Source organism: Paenibacillus sp. D9 (genome assembly GCF_001188365.1).
GTDB classification, from domain to species: domain Bacteria; phylum Bacillota; class Bacilli; order Paenibacillales; family Paenibacillaceae; genus Paenibacillus_O; species Paenibacillus_O humicus.
The window spans coordinates 2,121,422-2,143,065 of the sequence record NZ_JZEJ01000001.1 but is presented as its reverse complement, the minus strand read 5'-3'; the positions used below and the strand labels follow the sequence as shown (position 1 = coordinate 2,143,065).

Annotated in this window: 24 protein-coding genes and 1 pseudogene; 20 read left to right on the top strand and 5 right to left on the bottom strand. The window is 58.7% G+C overall.

Annotated elements, in window-relative coordinates:
- Positions 1 to 64: 64 nt before the first annotated feature.
- Positions 65 to 1,162, bottom strand: a complete 1,098-nt coding sequence (gene mtnA, locus VE23_RS09875; RefSeq protein ID WP_048749386.1) for an S-methyl-5-thioribose-1-phosphate isomerase — start codon at positions 1,160 to 1,162, stop codon at positions 65 to 67.
- 85 nt (positions 1,163 to 1,247) lie between these two features.
- Entirely contained in the window at positions 1,248 to 2,459 is a 1,212-nt protein-coding gene (gene mtnK / locus VE23_RS09870; protein ID WP_048749388.1) for an S-methyl-5-thioribose kinase, read from the bottom strand.
- 195 nt (positions 2,460 to 2,654) lie between these two features.
- On the opposite strand from mtnK, the gene VE23_RS09865 reads away from it, so the two are divergent.
- From VE23_RS09865 to sufB, 6 genes are all read left to right on the top strand, one after another.
- Complete coding sequence (locus VE23_RS09865) at positions 2,655 to 3,260, top strand: DUF1802 family protein (protein ID WP_084781383.1); 606 nt, start codon at positions 2,655 to 2,657, stop codon at positions 3,258 to 3,260.
- A 164-nt stretch (positions 3,261 to 3,424) separates the two neighbouring features.
- The gene (gene sufC, locus VE23_RS09860) at positions 3,425 to 4,204 is read left to right on the top strand and encodes a Fe-S cluster assembly ATPase SufC (RefSeq protein WP_048749392.1); all 780 of its coding nucleotides are present in this window, start codon (positions 3,425 to 3,427) and stop codon (positions 4,202 to 4,204) included.
- 16 nt (positions 4,205 to 4,220) lie between these two features.
- Complete coding sequence (gene sufD / locus VE23_RS09855) at positions 4,221 to 5,519, top strand: Fe-S cluster assembly protein SufD (protein WP_049867883.1); 1,299 nt, start codon at positions 4,221 to 4,223, stop codon at positions 5,517 to 5,519.
- On the top strand, positions 5,519 to 6,745 hold the full coding sequence (locus tag VE23_RS09850; RefSeq protein ID WP_048748820.1) for a cysteine desulfurase: 1,227 nt from the start codon (positions 5,519 to 5,521) through the stop codon (positions 6,743 to 6,745). Before sufD ends, VE23_RS09850 begins: the two co-directional genes overlap by 1 nt.
- A complete protein-coding gene (gene sufU / locus VE23_RS09845) occupies positions 6,732 to 7,157 on the top strand; it encodes a Fe-S cluster assembly sulfur transfer protein SufU (RefSeq protein WP_021882199.1) in 426 nt (141 codons plus the stop codon). The genes VE23_RS09850 and sufU overlap by 14 nt, the downstream gene beginning before the upstream one ends.
- A 293-nt stretch (positions 7,158 to 7,450) precedes the next feature.
- Positions 7,451 to 8,848, top strand: coding sequence for a Fe-S cluster assembly protein SufB (gene sufB, locus VE23_RS09840; protein ID WP_048748824.1), 1,398 nt, complete (start codon positions 7,451 to 7,453; stop codon positions 8,846 to 8,848).
- A 78-nt stretch (positions 8,849 to 8,926) separates the two neighbouring features.
- Here the strand turns inward: sufB and VE23_RS25780 are convergent.
- The 3 genes and pseudogenes from VE23_RS25780 to VE23_RS09830 all read right to left on the bottom strand — a co-directional run.
- Positions 8,927 to 9,291, bottom strand: a pseudogene (locus tag VE23_RS25780) (manganese catalase family protein); the annotation flags it as partial.
- 22 nt (positions 9,292 to 9,313) lie between these two features.
- The gene (locus tag VE23_RS09835) at positions 9,314 to 9,787 is read right to left on the bottom strand and encodes an ImmA/IrrE family metallo-endopeptidase (protein WP_048748826.1); all 474 of its coding nucleotides are present in this window, start codon (positions 9,785 to 9,787) and stop codon (positions 9,314 to 9,316) included.
- 24 nt (positions 9,788 to 9,811) lie between these two features.
- Positions 9,812 to 10,204 (bottom strand): helix-turn-helix domain-containing protein, encoded by a 393-nt coding sequence (locus VE23_RS09830; RefSeq protein WP_021880849.1) that lies wholly within the window; start codon positions 10,202 to 10,204, stop codon positions 9,812 to 9,814.
- 304 nt (positions 10,205 to 10,508) lie between these two features.
- Between VE23_RS09830 and VE23_RS09825 the strand changes: the two genes are divergently transcribed.
- From VE23_RS09825 to VE23_RS09765, 14 genes are all read left to right on the top strand, one after another.
- The gene (locus tag VE23_RS09825) at positions 10,509 to 11,213 is read left to right on the top strand and encodes an RNA polymerase subunit sigma-24 (RefSeq protein WP_232316870.1); all 705 of its coding nucleotides are present in this window, start codon (positions 10,509 to 10,511) and stop codon (positions 11,211 to 11,213) included.
- A gap of 286 nt (positions 11,214 to 11,499) precedes the next feature.
- Positions 11,500 to 11,904 carry an HK97 gp10 family phage protein gene (locus VE23_RS09820; protein ID WP_127507011.1) on the top strand — a complete coding sequence of 135 codons (405 nt, stop codon included), beginning with the start codon at positions 11,500 to 11,502 and terminating at the stop codon, positions 11,902 to 11,904.
- Positions 11,901 to 12,362, top strand: coding sequence for a phage tail terminator family protein (locus tag VE23_RS09815; protein WP_049867881.1), 462 nt, complete (start codon positions 11,901 to 11,903; stop codon positions 12,360 to 12,362). Before VE23_RS09820 ends, VE23_RS09815 begins: the two co-directional genes overlap by 4 nt.
- Positions 12,355 to 12,519: a hypothetical protein gene (locus VE23_RS26435; protein ID WP_164763016.1), complete on the top strand. Its 165-nt coding sequence runs from the start codon at positions 12,355 to 12,357 to the stop codon at positions 12,517 to 12,519. The genes VE23_RS09815 and VE23_RS26435 overlap by 8 nt, the downstream gene beginning before the upstream one ends.
- A 25-nt stretch (positions 12,520 to 12,544) precedes the next feature.
- Positions 12,545 to 13,834, top strand: a complete 1,290-nt coding sequence (locus VE23_RS09810; protein WP_332310166.1) for a phage tail sheath family protein — start codon at positions 12,545 to 12,547, stop codon at positions 13,832 to 13,834.
- A 1-nt stretch (position 13,835) separates the two neighbouring features.
- Complete coding sequence (locus VE23_RS09805; protein WP_048748829.1) at positions 13,836 to 14,306, top strand: phage tail tube protein; 471 nt, start codon at positions 13,836 to 13,838, stop codon at positions 14,304 to 14,306.
- A gap of 18 nt (positions 14,307 to 14,324) precedes the next feature.
- A complete protein-coding gene (locus tag VE23_RS09800; protein WP_021880856.1) occupies positions 14,325 to 14,744 on the top strand; it encodes a phage tail assembly chaperone in 420 nt (139 codons plus the stop codon).
- A gap of 207 nt (positions 14,745 to 14,951) precedes the next feature.
- Entirely contained in the window at positions 14,952 to 17,180 is a 2,229-nt protein-coding gene (locus VE23_RS09795; protein ID WP_049867879.1) for a hypothetical protein, read from the top strand.
- A 62-nt stretch (positions 17,181 to 17,242) separates the two neighbouring features.
- Complete coding sequence (locus VE23_RS09790) at positions 17,243 to 18,052, top strand: LysM peptidoglycan-binding domain-containing protein (protein WP_232316868.1); 810 nt, start codon at positions 17,243 to 17,245, stop codon at positions 18,050 to 18,052.
- Complete coding sequence (locus VE23_RS09785; RefSeq protein WP_232316867.1) at positions 18,049 to 19,038, top strand: XkdQ/YqbQ family protein; 990 nt, start codon at positions 18,049 to 18,051, stop codon at positions 19,036 to 19,038. The genes VE23_RS09790 and VE23_RS09785 overlap by 4 nt, the downstream gene beginning before the upstream one ends.
- Positions 19,025 to 19,321 (top strand): DUF2577 domain-containing protein, encoded by a 297-nt coding sequence (locus VE23_RS09780; protein ID WP_084781381.1) that lies wholly within the window; start codon positions 19,025 to 19,027, stop codon positions 19,319 to 19,321. The genes VE23_RS09785 and VE23_RS09780 overlap by 14 nt, the downstream gene beginning before the upstream one ends.
- Complete coding sequence (locus tag VE23_RS09775; protein ID WP_069202453.1) at positions 19,318 to 19,707, top strand: DUF2634 domain-containing protein; 390 nt, start codon at positions 19,318 to 19,320, stop codon at positions 19,705 to 19,707. Before VE23_RS09780 ends, VE23_RS09775 begins: the two co-directional genes overlap by 4 nt.
- Positions 19,704 to 20,789: a baseplate J/gp47 family protein gene (locus VE23_RS09770; protein WP_049867878.1), complete on the top strand. Its 1,086-nt coding sequence runs from the start codon at positions 19,704 to 19,706 to the stop codon at positions 20,787 to 20,789. Before VE23_RS09775 ends, VE23_RS09770 begins: the two co-directional genes overlap by 4 nt.
- Positions 20,782 to 21,381: a putative phage tail protein gene (locus VE23_RS09765; protein WP_232316864.1), complete on the top strand. Its 600-nt coding sequence runs from the start codon at positions 20,782 to 20,784 to the stop codon at positions 21,379 to 21,381. Before VE23_RS09770 ends, VE23_RS09765 begins: the two co-directional genes overlap by 8 nt.
- Positions 21,382 to 21,644 lie beyond the last annotated feature (263 nt).

Here is a 21,644-nt window from a genome sequence, read left to right as displayed (position 1 = left end):
CTCAGGGCCGGGCACAAAAAGCCGCCATGGAAATCTCCATGGCGGCTTGCTGCTGGATGGGGCCTTATCCCTGGCGGAGCTCCTCGAACAGCTTTTTGAGGTTTTCGCCGTAGGGCGGCCGGATGACGCCTTTTTCGGTAATGATGGCGGTGACGTATTCGGCAGGCGTCACATCGAAGGCCGGGTTGTACACCTTGACGCCGTGAGGGGCGGTGCGCTTGCCGAAGCCCTCGGTCACTTCCTCCGCGTGGCGCTCTTCGATCGGAATCTCCGCTCCGGTAGGCGTGCCGAGATCGATGGTGGAGAGAGGGCAGGCGACATAGAAAGGAATTCCATGCGCCTTGGCGAGCACAGCGACGCTGTACGTGCCGATCTTGTTGGCGACATCGCCGTTGGCGGCGACGCGGTCGGTGCCGACGATGACAGCGTCGATCCAGCCCTTGCTCATGACCATGCCGGCCATGTTGTCGCAGATCAGCGTCACGTCGACGCCCGCCTGCTGCAGCTCGAACGCGGTCAGCCGCGCTCCCTGGAGGACGGGACGAGTCTCGTCCGCAAATACTTTGAGCGAGATTCCGCGCTCCTGAGCGAGGTAGAACGGAGCCAGCGCCGTGCCGTACTTCGCGGTGGCGAGCCCGCCCGCGTTGCAGTGGGTCAGAACGCCCATGCCGTCGCGCATGAGCTCCAGCGCATGCTCGCCGATCATCCGGTTCGTCGCCTCGTCCTCGCTTTGGATGGCGATCGCCTCATCGAGCAGGCTTTGCTTGGCCTCATCGAGGGTGACGGCGCTTTGGGCCAGCTCCGCCGCGCGTGCTTTCATGCGGTCCAGCGCCCAGAACAGGTTGACGGCCGTGGGGCGGCTCGTCGCCAGATAACCGGCTTTCTCGTTTACGCGGCCAAGCCAGGCGGCGAGGCTGTCCTCCGCCTGGAAGGGCTGGCCGGGCAGTCCGCTGCCGAGCACAAGCCCGTAGGCGGCGGCGATGCCGATGGCGGGGGCTCCCCTTACTTTCATATGTCGGATCGCTTCCCAGACGCCTTCGGCATCCGTCAAGGGAAGATAGACGGTCTCCTCCGGAAGCAGGCGCTGGTCAAGCAGCTGAAGCTGGCTTCCCGCCCAAATGAGGGATTGTAGGCCGGGGTAGGCGGCTGCGCTGTCGGTCATGATGGTTCCTCCGTTCATTATGCCTGTCCGGCGATCGTGCCGGCGGAGCCGGCTTCCGGGCAAGGTGTCGATAGGCCGTCCGCGCCTAGCGCGCGGATGCCGTAAGTGCGATGTCGATGACTTCCTCGATCGAGGCGATGGTGCGGTGGCGCTTGATGAGCTCCTTGCCGATCGCCAGCGCCATCCGCTTCGCGCGCTCGCGGACGGCGTCGTCCGGAATCGCGTCGAGATCGGCGACATGGGCGAACCCGACGACGCGGCGGACCATCTTGGCGCCGGCGAATCCGGCCGTATCCTGCAGCAGGCGGTTCATATAGAGATCCTGGAAGCCCTCCGCTACGGAGAAGACGGGATCCTTGCCATGCTCGTCCCACAGCGTGCGGAACTTGGCGGCGAACTGAGTCCATACGCCGCGAACGGTCTCCGTCAGGAATTCCCGGTACTGCTTGCGGGAATCCGCCTCCGGGCTCCAGTGCTCCTGTCCGGCAAAGTTCAGCAGCAGGTTCGCGATGACTGCGCCGATATCGAAGCCCATCGGGCCGTAGAAGGCGAACTCGGGGTCGATGACCTTGGTGGAGTCGGGCAGGGCGAAGATGCTGCCGGTATGAAGGTCTCCGTGAAGCAGCGCCTCTCCGCGCGTGAGGAACTTCTCCCTCAATACGGCGATTTCCAGATGGAGCGCGGCGTCCGTGCGGAGCGCCAGCGCCTCGTCGGCGATCGAATCCTCATAGTTGTTGCGCTCATGCTCGCGGTAAGGCTCGTCGAAGATGAGGTCTTCCGTGATCTGGCACAGCTCCACGTTGACGAACGACTGCTGGCGCAGCTTCTTCTCCTGCTGGCTCATGCCCAGATCCGAGGTGAAGAACAGCGTCTGGGCGAGGAAGGTGGAGATGTCGCTCGCGAATCGCGGATACAGCGTGCCTTCCATCAGCCCTTTGCGCATGATGACATGGCTGCTGAGGTCTTCCATGACGGTGATGGCCTGCTCCTGGTCGGTGAAGTAGACTTGCGGCACCAGCTCAGGCGCCAGGCTGTGCTGGATCTTGAGGGCTTCGCCTTCGATCCGCGCGCGGTCGACCGACAGCGGCCAGGACTCGCCGAACACTTTGACATAAGGCAGCGCCTGCTTCACGATAAGCCCCTTGCCGGTCGCAGGCTCGGTAATATGGAAGACGAGGTTCAGGTTGCCGTCGCCGATCTCGGTGCATTCCAGCTCCGCTCCGGGAGCGAAGACTCCTTCCACCGTGCGGGCGAGCTCGACCGCTTCCGCCTCGCTGTAGGGATGATATGCTGGCATTAGTGATTTCCACCTTTCATGGGTAGCATAATAAAAGAAGGAACAATTCATGAGAATCGCTTGCGGCCGCGTGCGTACGCCAGGCTCTTGTTCTACATAAGCTCTAATTATAGCCCATCTTTTTTAGACTTGAAATAGGCTCGTTTGATATAATGGGGCGAATATGCTTGACGGGTGAAAGGATGTGTGGCCGAAGTGAACGTACCTGATGGAGCCGGCGCAGGAGCCGCCGCGCTGAAGGAATGGGCCGTCGCGGTCCGGGCGCTCGAGGAAGGGCGCCAGATCGTCGTCCTGCGCAAGGGCGGCATCGCCGAGGAGACCCGCCATTTCCGGCTGGAGCGGCCGGATTTTTATCTGCTCCCGGCTTATGAGCATCAGCGGCCGGAGCTTCTCAAGGAGGAAGCCCGCCCGATTCTGGACGAAGTGCTCGGAGAATGGGACGGTCCGGATGCGGGCGCGGTGTCGATATCGAGCTGGGCTCATGCGGTCGAGGATATTCCGGTTACGGACCCGGGCGTTCTGGAGCGGATCAGGGAGAGGCATATCTGGACGGATTCCTTTGCCGAGGAACGCTTGAAATGGAAGAAGCGGGATCCGCTGCATGTGCTGCTGCTTCGGGTGTACAAGCTGAGGCAGCCGCTGCGGCTGCCGATGGAGCCGGCTTTCACCGGCTGCAAGTCGTGGATTTCCTTGCCTGGGGGGCTTGGAGCCGATCATTCGGAGCCTGTGCTTGGAGACGAGGAGTTCAACCGAATGAGAATGGAAATCCGCAGCTTGCTCGGAGCGGCCGAGATTAATTGATTTATAACGAGTTTTATACTAAAATTATTATTGAGAACGACTGAGAATGACCTTCGGGCGCAATTGCTCCCGGAGACTCGCAAAGCAGACAGCTTCCACGGCGGAATCCGCCAGGCGGTACACCGTCGCCGGAAGTACTCATATTTGAAGGGAGCATTTCAAAGATGGCAACGCAATTCGTCATTGACGGACTCAAGGCAACGATCGAAGGCAAGGAAATTCTCAAAGGCATCAACCTCAGCATGAAGGGTGGAGAAATCCACGCGATCATGGGACCGAACGGAACGGGCAAAAGTACGCTGGCTTCCGCTCTCATGGGGCATCCGAAGTATGAAGTGACCGAAGGCACCGCGACGCTGAACGACGAGGATCTCATGGAAATGGCCGTGGACGAGCGCGCCCGCGCAGGCCTGTTCCTGGCGATGCAGTACCCGAGCGAGATTTCCGGCGTGACGAACTCCGACTTCCTGCGCAGCGCGATCAACGCCCGCCGCGAGGAAGGCAGCGAGATTTCCCTCATCAAGTTCATCCGCCAGATGGAAGGCAAGATGAAAGAGCTGGACATGAACCCCGAGTTCGCCCACCGCTACCTCAACGAAGGCTTCTCCGGCGGCGAGAAGAAGCGCAACGAGATTCTGCAGATGATGCTGCTGGATCCGAAGGTCGTCATCCTGGACGAAATCGACTCCGGCCTCGACATCGATGCCCTGAAGATCGTCGCGCAAGGCGTCAACGCGATGCGTTCCGAGGACCGCGCTTTCCTGGTCATCACTCACTACCAGCGCCTGCTGAACTATGTCAAGCCTGACTTCGTGCATGTCATGATGCAAGGCCGCATCGTCAAATCCGGCGGTCCTGAGCTGGCTGAGCGTCTCGAGGCGGAAGGTTATGACTGGGTTAAGGCTGAGCTTGGCATCGAAGACGAAACAGTCGGCCAAGCCTAAGACGGGAGGGAACCAGATGAGCACAGAAGTATCGAACCCCGTTGAACGGGCATATGCGGAAGAAGTATCCCGCGGCAAGGGCGAGCCGGCATGGCTGACCGCCCTGCGCGGCGAAGCGGCCGAGCTGTCGGCAAGCCTGGAATGGCCGAAGCCGGAGAAGACACGCATCGACCGCTGGAATCTCGGCGCGCTTGGCCAGCATGGCCAAACCACGCCGCTTGCTTCCGAGAACGAGCTGCCTGAGCAAGCGGCATCGCTCGTAGCCGGCGCGCAGGCGCTGCTGGTGCAGCGCGGATCGGGCAATGTCCTGCGCCGCCTGCCGGAGGAGCTGGCTGCCAAAGGCGTCATCTTCACGGATCTCGAGACGGCTGCTTCCGAGCATTCCGAGCTGCTGCAAAAATACCTGTTCAAGGCGATCGCCAAGGACGAGAACAAGCTGACGGCGCTGCACGCGGCGCTGTGGAACGGCGGCGTATTCCTGTACGTGCCGAAAAATGTCGAGGTCGAGGTTCCGCTGCAGGCCCTCTTCTACAACGAGGATGCATCGGTATCGTTCGCTCCGCATATCGTCATCGTGGCCGAGCGCCACAGCCGCGTGACTTATGTCGACAACGCTCTTACCGTAGGCGGAGGAGCCGACGCGGTCCACCATTCCATGGTGGAGATCTTCGTTGAAGCCGGCGCCCACGTCGACTTCGCTTCGATCCACCAGTTGGGCTCCAACGTGATCGACATGTCCGTACGCCGTGCGGTGCTTGAGAACGACGCGCGCATCCAATGGGTGATCGGCGATCTCAACGACGGCAATGTCATGTCCGACACGCTGTCCGTCCTCAAGGGCAACGGCTCCTCCTCGGATGCGGCCGTCGTCAGCATCGGCGCGGGCAAGCAGCGCATGAGCCTGACGACTCAGGCGAAGCATTTCGGCCTGAATTCCGACAGCAACATGGTCACCCGCGCCGTCATGAGAGACGAAGCGACGGCGATCATCAACGGCATCACCAAGATCGAGAAGGGCGCGACCAAAGCCAACGGCGTTCAGACGGAGAAAGTTCTCATGCTGAATCCGAAAGCACGCGGAGACGCGAACCCGATCCTTCTCATCGACGAGGATGACGTAACGGCAGGCCACGCGGCCAGCGTAGGGCAAGTCAACCCCGAGCAGGTCTACTACTTGATGAGCCGGGGCATTTCCAAGCAGGATGCAGAACGGCTCATCATCTACGGATTCCTGGCGCCGGTTGTAACTGAAATTCCGATCGACGCGGTCCGCGAGCAGCTGCAGCAACTGCTCGAAAGGAAGCTGAACGCCTAATGAATATCGAGGAGATCAGGAAGCAGTTCCCGATTCTTCATCAAGAGGTGAACGGGCATCCGCTCGTTTACCTCGACAGCGCGGCGACTTCCCAGAAGCCGCGTTCCGTCATTGAGGCCGTCAAGCGGTATTACGAGTATGACAACTCCAACGTGCATCGCGGCGTCCATACGCTGGGCTCCCGTGCTACGGACGCCTACGAAGGCGCCCGGGCGCGCGTCGCGGAGTTCATCGGCTCTCCTTCGCCGGAGCAGATCATCTTCACACGCGGCACGACTTCCGCGCTGAATCTGGTCGCGTCGGGATATGCCCCGTCCGTATTGGAGGAAGGCGACGAGATCGTCATTACGCCGATGGAGCATCACAGCAATCTGATTCCATGGCAGCAGGCGGCCAAGCGCTCCGGCGCGGTGCTGAAGTATATTCCGCTGCAGCCGGACGGCTCGATCTCGCTCGAGGACGTGGAGAAGACGATCACGGACCGTACCAAGATCGTATCCGTCATGTACGTCTCCAACGTGCTCGGTGTCATCAATCCGATCAAGGAAATCACCGAGATCGCGCATCGCAGCGGCGCCGTGATGGTCGTCGACGGCGCGCAGAGCACGCCGCACATGAAGATCGACGTGCAGGCGCTCGATTGTGACTTCTATGCCCTTTCCGGGCACAAAATGTGCGGGCCTACCGGCATCGGAGCGCTCTACGGGCGCAAGTCGCTGCTGGAGAACATGGAGCCGATTGAATTCGGCGGCGAAATGATCGACTTCGTCGACCTGCAGGATTCCACCTGGAAAGACATTCCTTGGCGCTTCGAGGCCGGCACTCCGATCATCGCAGGCGCGATCGGCCTTGCGGCAGCGATCGACTTCCTGGAGGAGATCGGCCTCGACAACATCGACCGTCACGAGAAGGAGCTTGCGGCCTATGCCTACGGCAAGCTGTCGGAGATCGACGGCATTACGATCTACGGTCCGCGCGAGGGCCGCGTCGGCCTGATTACGTTCAATCTCGACGACGTGCATCCGCATGACGTGGCGACGGCGCTCGACTCCGAAGGCATCGCCGTGCGGGCCGGCCACCATTGCTGCCAGCCGCTGATGCGCTGGCTGGATGTATCGGCCACTGCGAGGGCAAGCTTCTATCTGTACAATACCGAGCAGGATGTCGACGCTCTGGCGGCTTCCCTGCTGCGGACAAAGGAGTTCTTCGGACATGCAATTGGATGATTTGTACCGCAGGGTCATCATGGATCACTATAAAAACCCGCGCAACCGTGGTACGATGGACGAAGACGCCGTTACGATCAACCTCAACAATCCGACCTGCGGCGACCGCATTTCTCTCCAGCTCCAGCTGGAAGGAGACGTGGTCAAGCAGGCGAAGTTCACCGGAGAAGGCTGTTCCATCAGCATGAGCTCGGCTTCCATGATGACGGAGGCGGTCAAGGGCCGCACGCTTGAAGAGGCTTACGCCATGGCCGACAGGTTCTCCTCTCTCATGAAGGGCGAGCCGGTGGAATTCGAGGAGCTTGAAGATATAGAGTCCCTGTCGGGCGTGAACAAATTCCCGGCGCGCATCAAGTGCGCCACCCTGGCCTGGAACGCCCTGCGCAAGGGCGTCGAGGCTCAGGGCAAGTAGGCTTGATTGCAGTCCGTCGCTTCTGCGACGGTTTTGGTTGGTGACTTTCCGTTAAGCAGGATAACGCAGAAAGCGATGAATTCTGGAGAAGCGCAGGTCCGACAACTCCATTGATTCTTTGCAGCAATAGCGCAAAGGGAGTGTCGGCAAGCGGTCGCCTTTGTTCCCGGATTCCAACTGTCAGTTGATGTTGAAAGGAATCTGGGAGCAACAGCGATTGGAAGAATCATTGGTTTCGGAGTGAATACTGTGCAATGGGGAGTTCCAATCCCATAACAAGGAGCGTGAAAACCATGGCAAAATCGATGCCGGAAATGGAAGAATATAAATACGGATTCCGCGACGAGCACAAATCCATTTTCCAGTCGGGCAAAGGCCTGACCCCGGAAATCGTCCGTACGATCTCCGAAATGAAAGGCGAGCCGGAATGGATGCTTAAATTCCGCCTCAAGTCCCTGGAGCAGTTCAACAAAATGCCGATGCCGACATGGGGCGGCAACATGGACGATCTTGATTTCAACGACATCCAGTACTATGTCAAGCCTTCCGAGAAGCAGGGCAAGACATGGGAAGAAGTGCCGCAGGAAATCAAGGAGACGTTCGACAAGCTGGGCATTCCGGAAGCCGAGCAGAAGTTCCTCGCCGGCGTATCCGCCCAGTACGAATCCGAGGTCGTCTACCACAGCATGCAGGAAGACCTCGAGAAGCAGGGCGTCATCTTCATGGATACGGACTCCGCTATCCGCGAGCATCCCGAGATTTTCCGCGAGCACTTCGGCACGGTCATTCCTCCGGCGGACAACAAGTTCGCTGCGCTGAACAGCGCGGTATGGTCCGGCGGCAGCTTCATCTATGTTCCTAAAGGCGTCAAATGCGAGGTGCCTCTGCAGGCTTACTTCCGCATCAACTCCGAGAACATGGGCCAATTCGAGCGCACGCTGATCATCGCCGACGAAGACAGCTTCGTGCACTACGTCGAGGGCTGCACGGCTCCGGTCTACAGCACGAACTCGCTGCACAGCGCGGTCGTCGAGATCATCGTGAAGAAGAACGCCCGCGTCCGCTACACGACGATCCAGAACTGGGCTCCGAACATCTACAACCTCGTCACCAAGCGCGCCGTTGCTGAAGAGAACGCCACGATGGAGTGGGTCGACGGCAACATCGGCTCCAAGCTGACGATGAAATACCCGGCTGTCGTCCTGAAGGGACGCGGAGCGAAAGGCATGGTTCTGTCCATCGCCGTCGCAGGCAAAGGCCAGCATCAGGATGCCGGCGCGAAGATGATCCACCTTGCTCCGGACACGACGTCGACGATCGTCTCCAAGTCGATCTCCAAGCACGGCGGCAAAGTATCCTACCGCGGCCTGACCTCCTTCGGACGCAATGCCGAAGGCGCCAAAGCCAACATCAAATGCGATACGCTCATTCTCGACAATCAGTCCACGTCCGACACGATCCCGTACAACGAGATCATGAACGACAACGTGACGCTCGAGCATGAAGCGACCGTCTCCAAAGTATCCGAGGACCAGCTCTTCTACCTGATGAGCCGCGGTCTGACGGAAGCCGAGGCGACGCAGATGATCGTCATGGGCTTCATCGAGCCGTTCACGAAGGAGCTGCCGATGGAGTATGCGGTCGAGATGAACCGTCTCATCAAGTTCGAGATGGAAGGCTCGATCGGTTAATCCGCTCAAGCCATTCTCCCCGTGCTTAGCACAAATAGAGCAGGCGCCCCATTTGGGGCGCCTGCTCTATTTGCGCATTCAGTTGCTCATATCCGTAAATCCCGGAGCATGCTCGTTCGGCATGTCCGGGTTGAACGGAACCGGATAACCTAGCGGTGGAGGCGTGACCTGCAGCTCGCCGCCGCTGCGGCTCGGGGTCTGACCGCTGAAGATTTCCCCGATGCGGGTATCGTCTAGGCGTACTTGTCGAGATCGTAATTCGGCACCGGGAACAGCTTGCCCCAGCTGACGCCGAGCGTCTCGAGCGCCTTGGCGAATGCGTTCTGATGCGCATTGTCGCGCACGATCAGGAAGCCGAGCGTCTCCCGGAACGTTTTGTTGGAGCTCATCTCATAAATGCGGGACTTCTGAAGGACGCCGGTCGATTCCAGGACGACGTTGTCTGCTTGCTTCTCGGAAGAGAGTTCATTTCCCGAACATTTCCGCTATGCCCAGCGGGTCGAAATAGAGGCAGCAGCTGCCCAGCATGACCATCTGTCCGTATTTTTCCTGGTAATGGATGATCGATCTTCCGAGGAACTCCTCCGTTACCTCCAAATAATCCGCAATCTCGAATGCATTGCGGCAGCCCGCCCGGTAGGCGTCGACGAAGTCGGGTAAAGGAATCAGCTTCTCGTAAGCCCAGTTGCGGGCTCTCTTTTCCTGCTTGCGGTTGACCAGCTTGGACTGATCGGTGATGTCGCCTGCCGTGGTATGATAATGCCCCAGCTCCTCGGCGAGAATGCAGCCCTTCTCGGCTGCGGTGGGGATGTTCCGGTTCAGCAGGATGGCCTGGCTGGATCTGCTCTCGATATAGAGTCCCTTGATTTCTTCCGGCAAATCGGCCTTTTCACTCAGAAAGACGGGCGTTTCCCGCAGCAGGCTTTCATATTTCGTCATGAACCCTCTCTCCTAAACCGAATGCTATTTTTTGGACAAGGCGATGCGCACCGCCAGCTTGATTTGCTCCAGCTCCTGGCTAGACAGCGGACCTTCATGGCCGACCCGGTGGGCGGCGAGCGTCAGAATCTCTTCATCGCTAAATTCGCTGGTCCGCAGACTGCCATCCGAAGCTGCCCTGTCTCCGGAATCTCCTGCAGGACCGGCGTCGAAGCGGCCCATTGACCGTCCGAGCAAATAATCGGAAGAAACGCCGAGAATATCGGAGAGCTGGTTAAGCTTGTCGCTCGGCGGAGCGCTCTTGTCCCGTTCATAACTGGAAATATTGGCTTCCGTCATTTGAAGCCTGACGGCAAGCTGCATTTGCGTCAATCCTCGTTTGATCCGGTATTCCCGGATTCGTTTGCCTAATGACATGTCTGCGACCTCCGTTCGATCCTTTTTCAGCTATTGCCCAAATATAATTTGAGTGCTATAGTAGGGATACATTTCGTGGATAACCAGCATTTGGACGGTCTGGATGTATGCAGGGGCATATGGTTTATAATGATGATGAAAACGGGAAAACAAGGAAAGCTCATCGATTTCGCTCAAATTATATTTTACTTCTAGGCTCGATTATAAAAGCAAAACGTCCAAAGCACAAGCCGGATGTGAGGAGAGAGGCTTCACCCGAAAATAACTCAAATATAATTTTAGCTATATCCAAGGAGGATGACAGATGGAGATTGGAAGACAGCGTGAAATGATGCCGGCATCCGCGGCCCCCCGCAAAACGATCGAGGAGCTGGTCGAGGAGCTGGACAACAAGCAGGTCGAAAGGCTCGTCCGCGATGCGGCCAAGCGATACCGCGCGATCGGCGTTCAAGCGAAGGCTCTCGGCAATTACTCGATTGGAGGCGGCATGACGGTCAGCCGGCTCAATCAGGAGGATCAGCTTCAAGATTTGCACAAGCGTCTCCGTCCTATGCCTTCCTATATGTATTTGAACGCACATGAGCAGAAGCTGGAGACCGTTGCCCACGCTTACCTGGACAAGTACCCGGCGGGTACGAAAGCTCAGCTGGCCGCCATTCCGAAAAAGGGCGCCGATCTGGAGGACGACAGGCTGCTGCGTGAGCTGAGAGGCAAGGTCGAGAAGGTGGTCGAAGCGAGAGCCGGGAGGCAAGGGGATTACGATGCCGTGATCGAAAGAATGACGAAGCTGCAGGCGCTGCTGGAGGAAAAGGAGCAGACGGATGAAGCGGTCCGTCTTGTGGAGGAGGAGCGGGACGGCTTCGGCCAGCTCATCCGGCTGTATTACCTGGAGCAAAGAACGGCGGATTCCGCGGCCATCGCTTTATGTGTATCGAGGCCGACCTTCTTTCGCTGGAAGCCGCAGGCGGCAAGGATGTTCCTTCGGGTGCTGGAGTGGCAGCGGGGGTGAGGGGAATCTGGAGGAGAGGAAAAGGAACAACCAAGGCAAGCTGCCGAATCGCGGAGCTTGCCTTTCTCATTGCGCTCGACAGGCGAAACTTGCGGACTTGAATCGGGATGAGACGGTCTTGAGACGGGAATGAGACGGATATGAGCCTTTGAGGCGGGTTTGTCCGTGCTAATATGCTAGTATCAGGAACGATGAAAAGAGGGAAGCCGTCCGGCATACAGGACGGCTTCCTTTCCTTTTCATGCAAGCCTGATGATGCGCGAGCTGGACGAAAGGAGGAATGGCCGTGTCCGTTATGGGCGCGATAACCGTAGACGATCCGGAGAATCTCCGGAAGCGGTTGAAGGATTTGGAGAAGGAGTGGCCCGCGCTGATGGGACGAGTGCTGGCCGAGGAGGCCGGCAAGCTGGCCGCCATGGCTGCGGAGCATACTCCTCCCTTATGGGCGGGCAGCCGCCGCGGCTGGAAAACCGGCCCCGTCAAGACGGGCGGAGCGCTGATGAGCGTGGATGTCTACCACCCCGATCCTGCGGCGGCGAAGCTCGAATACGGGAGCCGCGACGGAGGAGGCCGGCAGCAAGGGCGGTTCATGCTGGCGCTGGCGATGTCCCGGCTGGAAAGGGAATGGCCGGCAACGCTTGGACAAGCGCTGGATGCCATGCTCAGCGGCAAGGGGGGAGCGGGACGATGACAGCGATGAAACAAGTGGCGATGGCCGTCTCCCGCTCGCTGCAAGCCGAGTTTCCCGGCGTTCCCGTCATCAACGGGGAGGAGCCGGGCGGCGGGCCTCCAGCCGCGGGGGCGTATTTCGAGGTGAGGCTCCTGGCAGGAAGCCGTCAGCATCAGCTCGGAGGCCGGTACCGGCAATCGGACACTCTTCTCGTCGCCCACCGGCCGGCCGAAGGCGCGTTGGCGGCGACGCCGGCGGATTCGCTTTACCGGCTGCTGGACCTGGTGATGCTGCCGGATGGGACGGCTGCCAGAGGGAGCGGCATCAGCCACGAGCTGGTCGACGGGATGCTTTATGCAAAGGCGGCCTACGTTTCCTACGGCGGGGTGCAGCAAGAGCCGGGCATCATGATGCACAAATTAATGGAGGAGGTTGAGCCGATTGGCCCGACAAACGAAGGAAGAAAGCGGCATGCCTGAGGAACAGGCTGTCTATGGCAAGGAACAGCTTTTGGCCAGCGAGCTCTACTTCCCGCTGCGCGATCTGCTGACCGTGCTGCTGGAGGACGGAGCGTCTTATACGAAAGAGCAGGTAGCGGAGAAAGTGGACGAATTCATGAAAAGGGAGGCCGTATAACATGGCAGGAGGCACATTTACAGCAATGAACAAGGTAAGGCCGGGCGTCTATATCAACTTCGCAACGAGCGGGGCTCCGGTTGTTCTCGGAGAACGGGGAACGGTGGCGCTGGCGCTGCCGCTGTCTTGGGGAGCTCCGAGCGCGCTGACGGTTCTCGATGCGGGAGAGGATACGACGGCGAAGCTCGGCTACAGCTTGGCGGCTCCGGAAATGCTGCTGGTCCGCGAGGCGTTCAAGCGCGCCAGCCGGCTGCTGCTGTACCGACTGAATGGAGGAACAGCTGCCAAGGCGACGAGCGGCACGCTGACCGCTACAGCCAAATATGCCGGCGTCCGAGGCAACGCTCTGTCGATTGTCATTGCCGCGAGCGTGGACAAGGCCGGCCAATTCGATGTGACGACGATGCTCGAAGGCGTCGCGGTGAACAAGCAGACGGTGGCGAACATCGCCGGTCTGGCGGCGACCGATTGGATCGTCTGGAGCGGAACGGGCGAGCTGGCGGCGACAGCGGGAGCGCCTCTGACCGGCGGCGCCGATGGAACGGTGACGAACCAGAATTATACGGATTTCCTTGCCGCTATCGAGCTGCAGGATTTCAATACGGTCGTTTACACGGGTACCGATGCCGTCATTAAAGGGCTCTTTGCCGCCTTCGTCAGCCGCATGCGCGAGGATGAGGGACGCAAGATCCAGACCGTGCTGGAAAATTACACGACGGCCAATGACGAAGGCGTCATCAGCGTCAAGAACGGCGTCAAGCTGGACAACGGCACCGTGCTCACCGCCGGACAGACCGCGGTATGGGTAGCAGCCGCTACGGCTGCAGCAGCGGCGAATGAATCGCTGACTTATTCCCGTTATGAGGGTGCGGTCGATGCGGCTCCTCGCATTACGAACTCGGCGACGATCGCCGCCCTGCAGGGAGGCGAGTTCCTGTTCACGGCACGGGGAGGCGGCGTCGTGGTGGAGCAGGATATCAACTCCTACCACTCGCCGACGGCCCTGAAGGGCAAGGTGTTCGGCAAAAATGCGGCGCTGCGCGTGCTGGATGGCTTGGCCAACGATTTCAAGAACACGTTCGAGAATTTCTATATCGGGAAAATGGCCAACAACGACAACGGCCGCTCCCTATTCCGCAAGGACTGCGTGAAGCTGATGGATCAATATCAGGCTATCGGCGCCATCCAGAATTTCGATCCCGGCCAGGACATCAGCGTGTCGCAGGGAGCGGAGCCGGATACGGTCGTTGTGAATGCCGCGATTCAGCCGGTCGACTCGATTGAAAAAATCTATATGAAAGTTCAGGTGAAGTAAAATGACGACTCCTTTTCTGAGAGCCGGGGACACTCTTTCCGGATATTCGGGCACGGCATTTGCCACGATCGACGGGCAGAATGTCGAAATGTTCTTTGTCAAAAACCTGCGTGCCACGGCGAAGAAAAACAAGGCCGACATCAAGACGCTCGGCAACCGCAACACGCAGAAAAAAGCGACCGGCTGGGAAGGCACCGGCACGATGACGATCTATTATGTCACTTCCCGTTTCCGCGAGATGATGCAGAAATATATTCAAACGGGCGTCGATACCTACTTCGACATCACCGTCGCCAATGAGGATCCGGCTTCTGCCATCGGCAAGCAGGTTGTCTCTCTGATCGGCGTCAATCTCGACGAAATCGTCATGGCTGCTCTCGACGTGGAGTCCGACGCGCTGGATGAGGAAGTGCCGTTCACGTTCCACAACGTTCTCATCACCGACAAATTCACCGACCCGATTCCGGGCTAACCCAAGGAGGAATGAACCATGAGCATGAAAATGTTTTTCGCGGACAACGCCGTACAGGCGGAGCCGCAGGATGTTGTCGTCTCGGACCGTTTTCTGGACGCCTCCGGGCGTCCGGCCGCCTGGAAGCTGCGCGCGATCTCCGAAGAGCTCAATGAAGAGATTCGCGGCGCCTCGACCAAGCGGACTAAAGGAAAGGGGAGCTCGGGCGTGCCCGAGCTCGACTACAACGCCTACCTGGGCCGAATGGTCGCCGCATGCGTCGTCTATCCCGACCTGAACGACGCCGAGCTGCAGCAATCCTACGGCGTACGCGGCGCATCCGCCGTCGTGCGTAAAATGCTGCTCGCGGGAGAGTTCGCCAATCTGGCGGCCAAGGTGCAGGAAATCAACGGCTTCGACCGCGATGTCAGCGAGATTTCCGATGAAGTAAAAAACTGATCGACGAGGGCGATGCGGAATGGAACTACGCCTACTTCGCCCTCAATGAATACAATCTGATGCCCTGGGAATTCGCCGCGCTGTCCGCGCGGCAAAAAGGGGCTCTGATCGGGATGGTGCGGGTACGTCTGGAAGCCGAGAAGAGATCGCGGCTCCAGTCGTCCGCCGGTTCCCGCAGGCGTTAGAGGCAAGGAAAGGAGGAATGAAATGGCGACTTTGCAGGCGACATTGGTGCTTTACGACCGGTTCTCCGCCGGCCTAAGGCAGGTGAACAAAGCGCTGGAGCAGACGATCAAGCTGACGGACAAGCTTCAGGCCAAGCTGGGAAAACCGCTGGATGTTCGGATTCGGACCGATTCGGCCTCGCGGCAGCTCAATTCGGTGCAGAAGCGGATCATCGCGATGAATAAAAGCAACCTCGTTCTGAACGGGGTCCGGATCCGTATCGACGGGGCTGCGCTGCGTTCGCAAATTCAAGCTGCGCTGGATTCCGGGCCGTTCAAGATCAAGCTGGCGACTGATGTCTCGAGCTCGGGCAGCGGGGCATCATCTCCGGGGAAAGGTTTGGGCTCTGCGCTTAAGGGAGCGTATGACGCAATCGCTCCGATCTTCAAGGAATCGGTCGGCGGGGCTATGGAACGCAAACGGCAAATCGATGCTTATTCGGCTCGTGCCGGAAGCGATACCGGCGGTCAGGTCATTTTCGATGCCGTCAACAAGCAGGCCTTGAAGGCCAATTACGATCCGGCCGAGGCCCATAAGTCCGCGATGTCCATGATCGGAACGACAACGGATCCGGCGATGCTGACGGCACTGAATGGCATCGCCATGAGAATGCAGAAGCTGAGCCCGTCCAAAAATCTGGAGTCGGCAACGGGCTCGCTCAAAGGCTTGATGACGGGCGATCCCAAGGCTTTTCTGGAAAGCTCCGGCATCAGCCAGAAAAATCTGGACGACAGCGGCGCCATGAAAAAGGCGGCGGAAGGGGACCTGACCGGCTTTCTCGCTTCAATGGACAGCTTGCTGAGCAAGCAAGGGATGAGCCAGGAAAGCTTCGAGAAGGCGACGAACAGTCCCGCAGCCCAGGTGGAGGGCTTCAAGCAGCACATTAATGACGGCAAAGCCCAAGCCGGCATGCCGGCTCTCGAAGCTCTCATGCCGACGCTCGACAAGCTGAGCGAGGCTTTCAATGCCGGCAGGTTCGATCCGTTCTTCGAGGCGCTTTCCGCCGGTCTGTGGGTGGTGGCGGAGCTGCTCAGCCTTGCGGCGGATGCGGCGTTTTTCCTGTTGGACGTGTTCACGAACAACGGCGATGCCGTCATTGCCATTATCGCCGGTCTCGGGGCTGTCGCAATTCCGATGATGATCGGCCAATTATGGGCGATGCTGCCGGCGTTGTGGGCAATGGTCGCTCCGGTGCTGTCGACGGCGGCAGCCTGGCTGGCGATGAACTGGCCGATTCTGCTGATTATCGCCGTGATAGGCGGGCTGGTGTACATCATGCTGAGCATGGGGGCGACGGTGGGAGAAATTATCGGAGGCGTCATTGGGGCTTTCTATATGCTTGGAGGAGCGATTTACAACATCATTGCGGCTTGTTGGAATCTATTTGCCAGCTTCGCCGATTTCATCATCAATCTGTTCGTGGACCCGGTATTTACGGTCCAAAAGCTGTTCTATGATCTGGCTACCTTCTTCGGCAATGCCATGTACCAGATGCTTTACGGCGCAGAAACGTTCGCCGGAGGCTTCATGAAGGTGATCTTGGAAGGAATCAACGTTGTACTAGATGGATTCAATGGGCTTCTCGGCCTGTACAACAAGCTTACCGGCTCCGACATCAAGCCGGTCGATCCGTTTAAAACGGATAATATCCATGCCATCAGCGACAAATACAAGGATTTGATGGGCAAGTACCTGAAGGAGCCGGAAGGGAAAAGCAAAAAATACCTCCCGAGAATGGATATGGCGAATCTGCAGGACCTCAACAAAAAAGGAATGGATACGGGGATAAACCTGACGGGCAAAGTCGCTAAATTTGCCGGCAGCTTCGACTTCTCGGCCGGTCCCAAGGATGCGGACAAATACAAAGGCGTTACCAACTTCCCTCCGCAGGACAAAAACGGCGCCCAAGCCAAAACGGAAGCGCTGACTGGCTTCGGGGCTGCCGGCAAGGGCGGCATCGGCACCATCGACAAGGTCGGCGAAGTCGGCAGCATCAAGGATGAGGTGAACATCGGCAGCGAGGATCTCAAGGTCATGCGCGATATGGCCGAGATCAAGGCGCTGCAGAACTTCGTCACCTTGACGCCGACCGTTCAGGTCACGACAGGCCCTGTCATGAAAGAGATGGATGTCGATCAGATCATCGGCAAAATCGACGCTTATATGGTTCAGGAGCTGAGCGCCTCGGCTCAGGGAAGCTTTGGGGTTTAAGCCGCTTGGTCTTGAAAAATAAACGGCAGGGTGCACGAAGGGCGTAAAGGAGGTTCGAAAGCGTGAGCAGTACAACGGCAAAACAAGGGGACGATTCCGGAACAAGCGAAAAAATCATACCGGTTCTGCTTCCGTTCACGATCTGGCTCAGCTGGGACAACAGCACGGAAGGATTCCCGCTTCCGGTCATGCCGGAAAAGATCAGCATCAGCCGAGGCGGCAGATCGAGCGACTATCAAGTGCTCGGGACGGGAAGCGTATCGGTGCCCGAGAGTCCCGAGCTGGCCGAAATCAGCTTCGAAAGCTTTTTTCCGCAGCAGGAAACTTATCCGTTCATTCATCCTTACTATTCAATCAAGGAAAAGGAAGTGGTGAAGGAAGGGGTCGTCATCAAGCAATTCTTCAAGCTTAAGCCGCCAAGCTTCTACGTCCAATCCATAAATAAATGGATGGCCAGCGGGTATCCGATCCGGGTCATCTACATCGGCGCCGATGCGGCCAAAGGCAATATCATCAATTTGCCGATGACGATCGAATCGTTCGAGCGTTACGAGGAGGCGGGCTCGGCGGGAGATGTGTTCTACTCTCTGAAGCTCAAGGAATACGCCTTCTTCTCTCCGCGCAAAGTCAAGGCCGTGCAGAAAAACGGGCAGACCGCGCTGCGCAAGGAGGCTTCCACACGCCCGGATGAAAGAATCCCGCCGCAGAAGTACGTTCTGCGTTCCGGCGATACGCTGATCGGAGTGTCGAAGTCGCAGCTGGGCGATTCCGGCCGCTGGCGTGAAATCCAAAAGCTGAACGGCATCAAGGATTCCGAGCTGAATCGGCTGCAGGCCGGGCGCACTCTGCAGCTGCCGCCGAAAAAGAGGTGAGCGCGCTGTACGAAGTGTTGATCGACAATCTGGACGGCACGTTATGGAACGTGACGGAGTCCATCTCCCAAATGACCTGGAAGACGAGCCGAATCGGCAAGCCTTCCTCTCTTGAAGCGACTCTCGTGTATGCCAAAGGAATGGATAGAGGCGGCTTCAAGGCCGAAAACGGAAATCCTATTCAAGTCAAGCTGGACGGGAAAGGCTTTTTTCTGGGGCGGATCTTTTCGGTGGATGACAGCGAGGAAGCCTCGATCCAACTGCTCGCCTATGACCAGCTGCGCTATCTGAGCGAGAGCGATACGTATATCCGCAAAAACATTCGGGCGGACGAGGTCATCCTCGACCAATGCAAGGCGATCGGACTGACGGTCGGCAAGCTGGCGAACACGGTCCATCGAATTCCCAAGGTTTCCGAGGACGGGCAGAAGCGCATCGACATCGTCAGCCGGGCTCTGGATTCGACGCTGATGGCCAATGGAGACCTGTATGTGCTCTACGATGATTTCGGCAAGGTGACGCTGACTCATGTGCGCGATATGGCGGCGGATATCGTGCTTGGAGATGAAAGCCTCGTATACGGCTACAAGCGCAAAAAAAGCATCGAAGACGACACGTACAACTTCATCAAGCTGGCCCGGGACAATAAAGACGGCGTCCGGCAGGAGTTCGTGGAGCCGGATAAAGGCTCCATGAACCGATGGGGCAAGCTGCAATATTATCAGAAGGTCGACGAGAAATTGAACGAGCAGCAGATCAGGGAGATGGCGAAGCGGCTCCTGGCCGTGAAAAACCGGGAGCAGCAGAAATTCTCGCTCGAGGCGCTCGGCTATCCGGGGCTTCGGGCAGGCATGAAGGTCCAGGTTACGGTGGACAAGCTGGGGCTGAACCGGTTTTTCCTGATCGAGGAATGCACCCACAAGCTCAATGGGAACAAGCATACGATGTCATTGGAAATGAAGGTGGTTGCCGATGAGCCTGAATGATTCCGTCAAAGCGATTGCCGAAGGCTGCGTCAACGCCATGAAGCTGGCCGACGTCATGCCCGGCGTCGTCGTGTCGGCTGGGCCGCTGGTCGTTCGCGCCGATCAGCGGCTGAATCTGGACGACGATTTCTTGATCGTGCCGGAGCATCTGACCGAGCAGAAGCTCGTGATCGGGGGCTCGGAAATTCTGCTGCGCAAAGGTCTGGAAGCCGGGGATCGGGTCGTGCTGATCCGGCAGCAGGGAGCCTTGAACTTCTATGTGGCGGGGAGGCTGGCGCCATGATGAAGGTGGAAGGCGCTTCTCTGGGAGCCGCCGTCGAAGAAGAGCTTCAGACCAGCCGCACTTATCGGCTGGACCTGGACAACGGACGCATCGCCGGGATGATTGATTCCCTGGATGCGGTGGAGCAAGCCGTGTATAAGATTCTCGACACGGACCGGTTTGCTCATTTCATTTATTCGGATAATTACGGGATGGAGAAACAGCTGGGACAAAGGATCGTGCATGATCTGGAACGGCTCGTGACCGAAGCGCTGCTGGCGGACGACCGCATAACGGGCGTCGAGCAATTCCGCATGGAAGCGTCCGGGGACGAGGCGCGTGTTTCATTTCGGGTACGGTCCGTGTTCGGGAGCCTATCCGTCTCCTATGGGAGGAAGCCGGAATGAAGCTGTACGAAGACCGCACGTTTGAGACGATTCTGGAGGAAATGCTGGATTCCGCAAGCGATGCGGTGGATAAGCGGGAAGGCAGCATCCTCTACGATGCGCTTGCGCCCGCCGCCCGCAAGCTGGCGGAGGCTTATGCCGAGCTGGGCAGGCAGAATCTGCTCGGCTATGCGCATACATCCAGCGGGGATGAACTGAGGGCGAGGGGCGCGGATTTCGGCGTCGATCCGCTGCCTGCGGAGTCCGCCGTACGGGAAGGGTTGTTCGCGGATGCGGCCGGAGCTCCTCTGGATGTGGCGGCAGGCAGCTTGTTCGGAGCCGGAGGCTTGCTGTTCCGAGTGCGGGCGCGGCTAGCGCCCGGCCGGTGGGAGCTTGTGTGCGAGAGCGCTGGAGAGCAGGGCAATCTTCCGACCGGTCCGCTGCTGCCGCTTGAATATGTAGATGGACTTGCTACGGCTGTTCTTGGCGGAGTGCTGAAGCCGGGCAAGGACGAAGAAGACGACGAAGCGTTCCGTGAACGCTTCTTTGCGTATGTCCGCACGCCGCCGACGAGCGGCAACCGCGCAGCCTTCCGCAGCTGGGCGCTTGAGATCGGCGGTGTCGGGGACGCCTACGTGCTGCCGGCGTGGAAGGGGCCGAATACGGTCAAGATTTTGCTGCTGGACAAGAAAAAGGTTCCCGCTTCGGCCGACATCGTGAAGGCGGTAAAAGCCTATATCGATCCTGCGGCGGGCCTCGGAGAGGGGATGGGCGAAGGCGCGGCTCCGGCCGGCGCGGTCGTGACGGTGGAGGCGGCTCCCCTCGTAAATGTGGAAATCACGGCTACAATTTCCCGGACAGGCACCCGGTCCTTGGCCCAGATCCAGGCTGATTTCGCGGAGGCCGTCCGCTCTCATCTGGCGGACATCGCCTATGGCGATGATCGCAGCGTCAAGTATGCGCGGATTGGAACGCTGCTGCTGGATACTCCGGGCGTTCAGGATTATTCCTCCTCCTCGTTGATGCTGAATTCGGGCAGCGCCAATGTTGCGGTCCCGGCCGGATCCGTGGCAGCGCTGAAGGCGGTGACTCTGCGTGAATGACGGCTTCGCATCATTAAGGGGGATAGCTGATTTTCCGGCCGCCGCCTCCGCGCTGATGGCGGAATGGCCGGAGTTCTATCAGGATGTGCGGGAGATGCAGGCGATTGCGGCTGCCGAAGGAAGTCAGCTGGCCCGGCTGCGCGCCGAGCTGGCGGAGCAGTTGCAGCAGCGCTTCGCCTCGACCGCAACCTGGGGGCTGGAGGATTGGGAGCGGGAGCTGGGCATAACCGCGCAATCGGTCATGCCGCTGGAGCAGCGGAGGGCGGTCGTGCTGTCCAAGATCCGCGGCTTCGGCAAGTTCAGCGGGCAGCTGCTCAAGTCGGTCGCCCAAGCGTACGAGAACGGACAGATCGAGGTCGGCTACGATCCGGCGATCGGCACCTTCACGATCCGCTTCGTCAGCACGCTGGGGCTGCCGCCTAACCTGGCCGATCTCAAGGCGGCGGTCGGCGAGGTCCTGCCGGCCCATTTGCTGGTGAAGTATGTTTTTCGGTATTTATTGGTGAGAGAGGTAGAAGGGCTCAAGCTTCAGAATCTGGAGCTTAGGAAGCTTTCTGATTTTGCACCTTTTCTGGAGGAAAAGGGGAAATGAATGCTGCAAGTAAGCATTCTGAGAGATGGTGCAGAGCTGCTGCATCATCTCGGTATCATTTCAAAATATGAGAATACGGGCGGTAGGGAAGGAATGAGAGCATGCCTGGTCAAACACCGAATTTGAATCTGTACAAAAAAAATCCGCAGACTGACGGCGAGGATACTTTCAACATCGAGACAATGCTCAACAATAACTGGGACAAGCTCGATGCGGCAGTAGGGGGAAAGGTTGACAAAGCGGCGGGGGGCGGCCTAACCGGC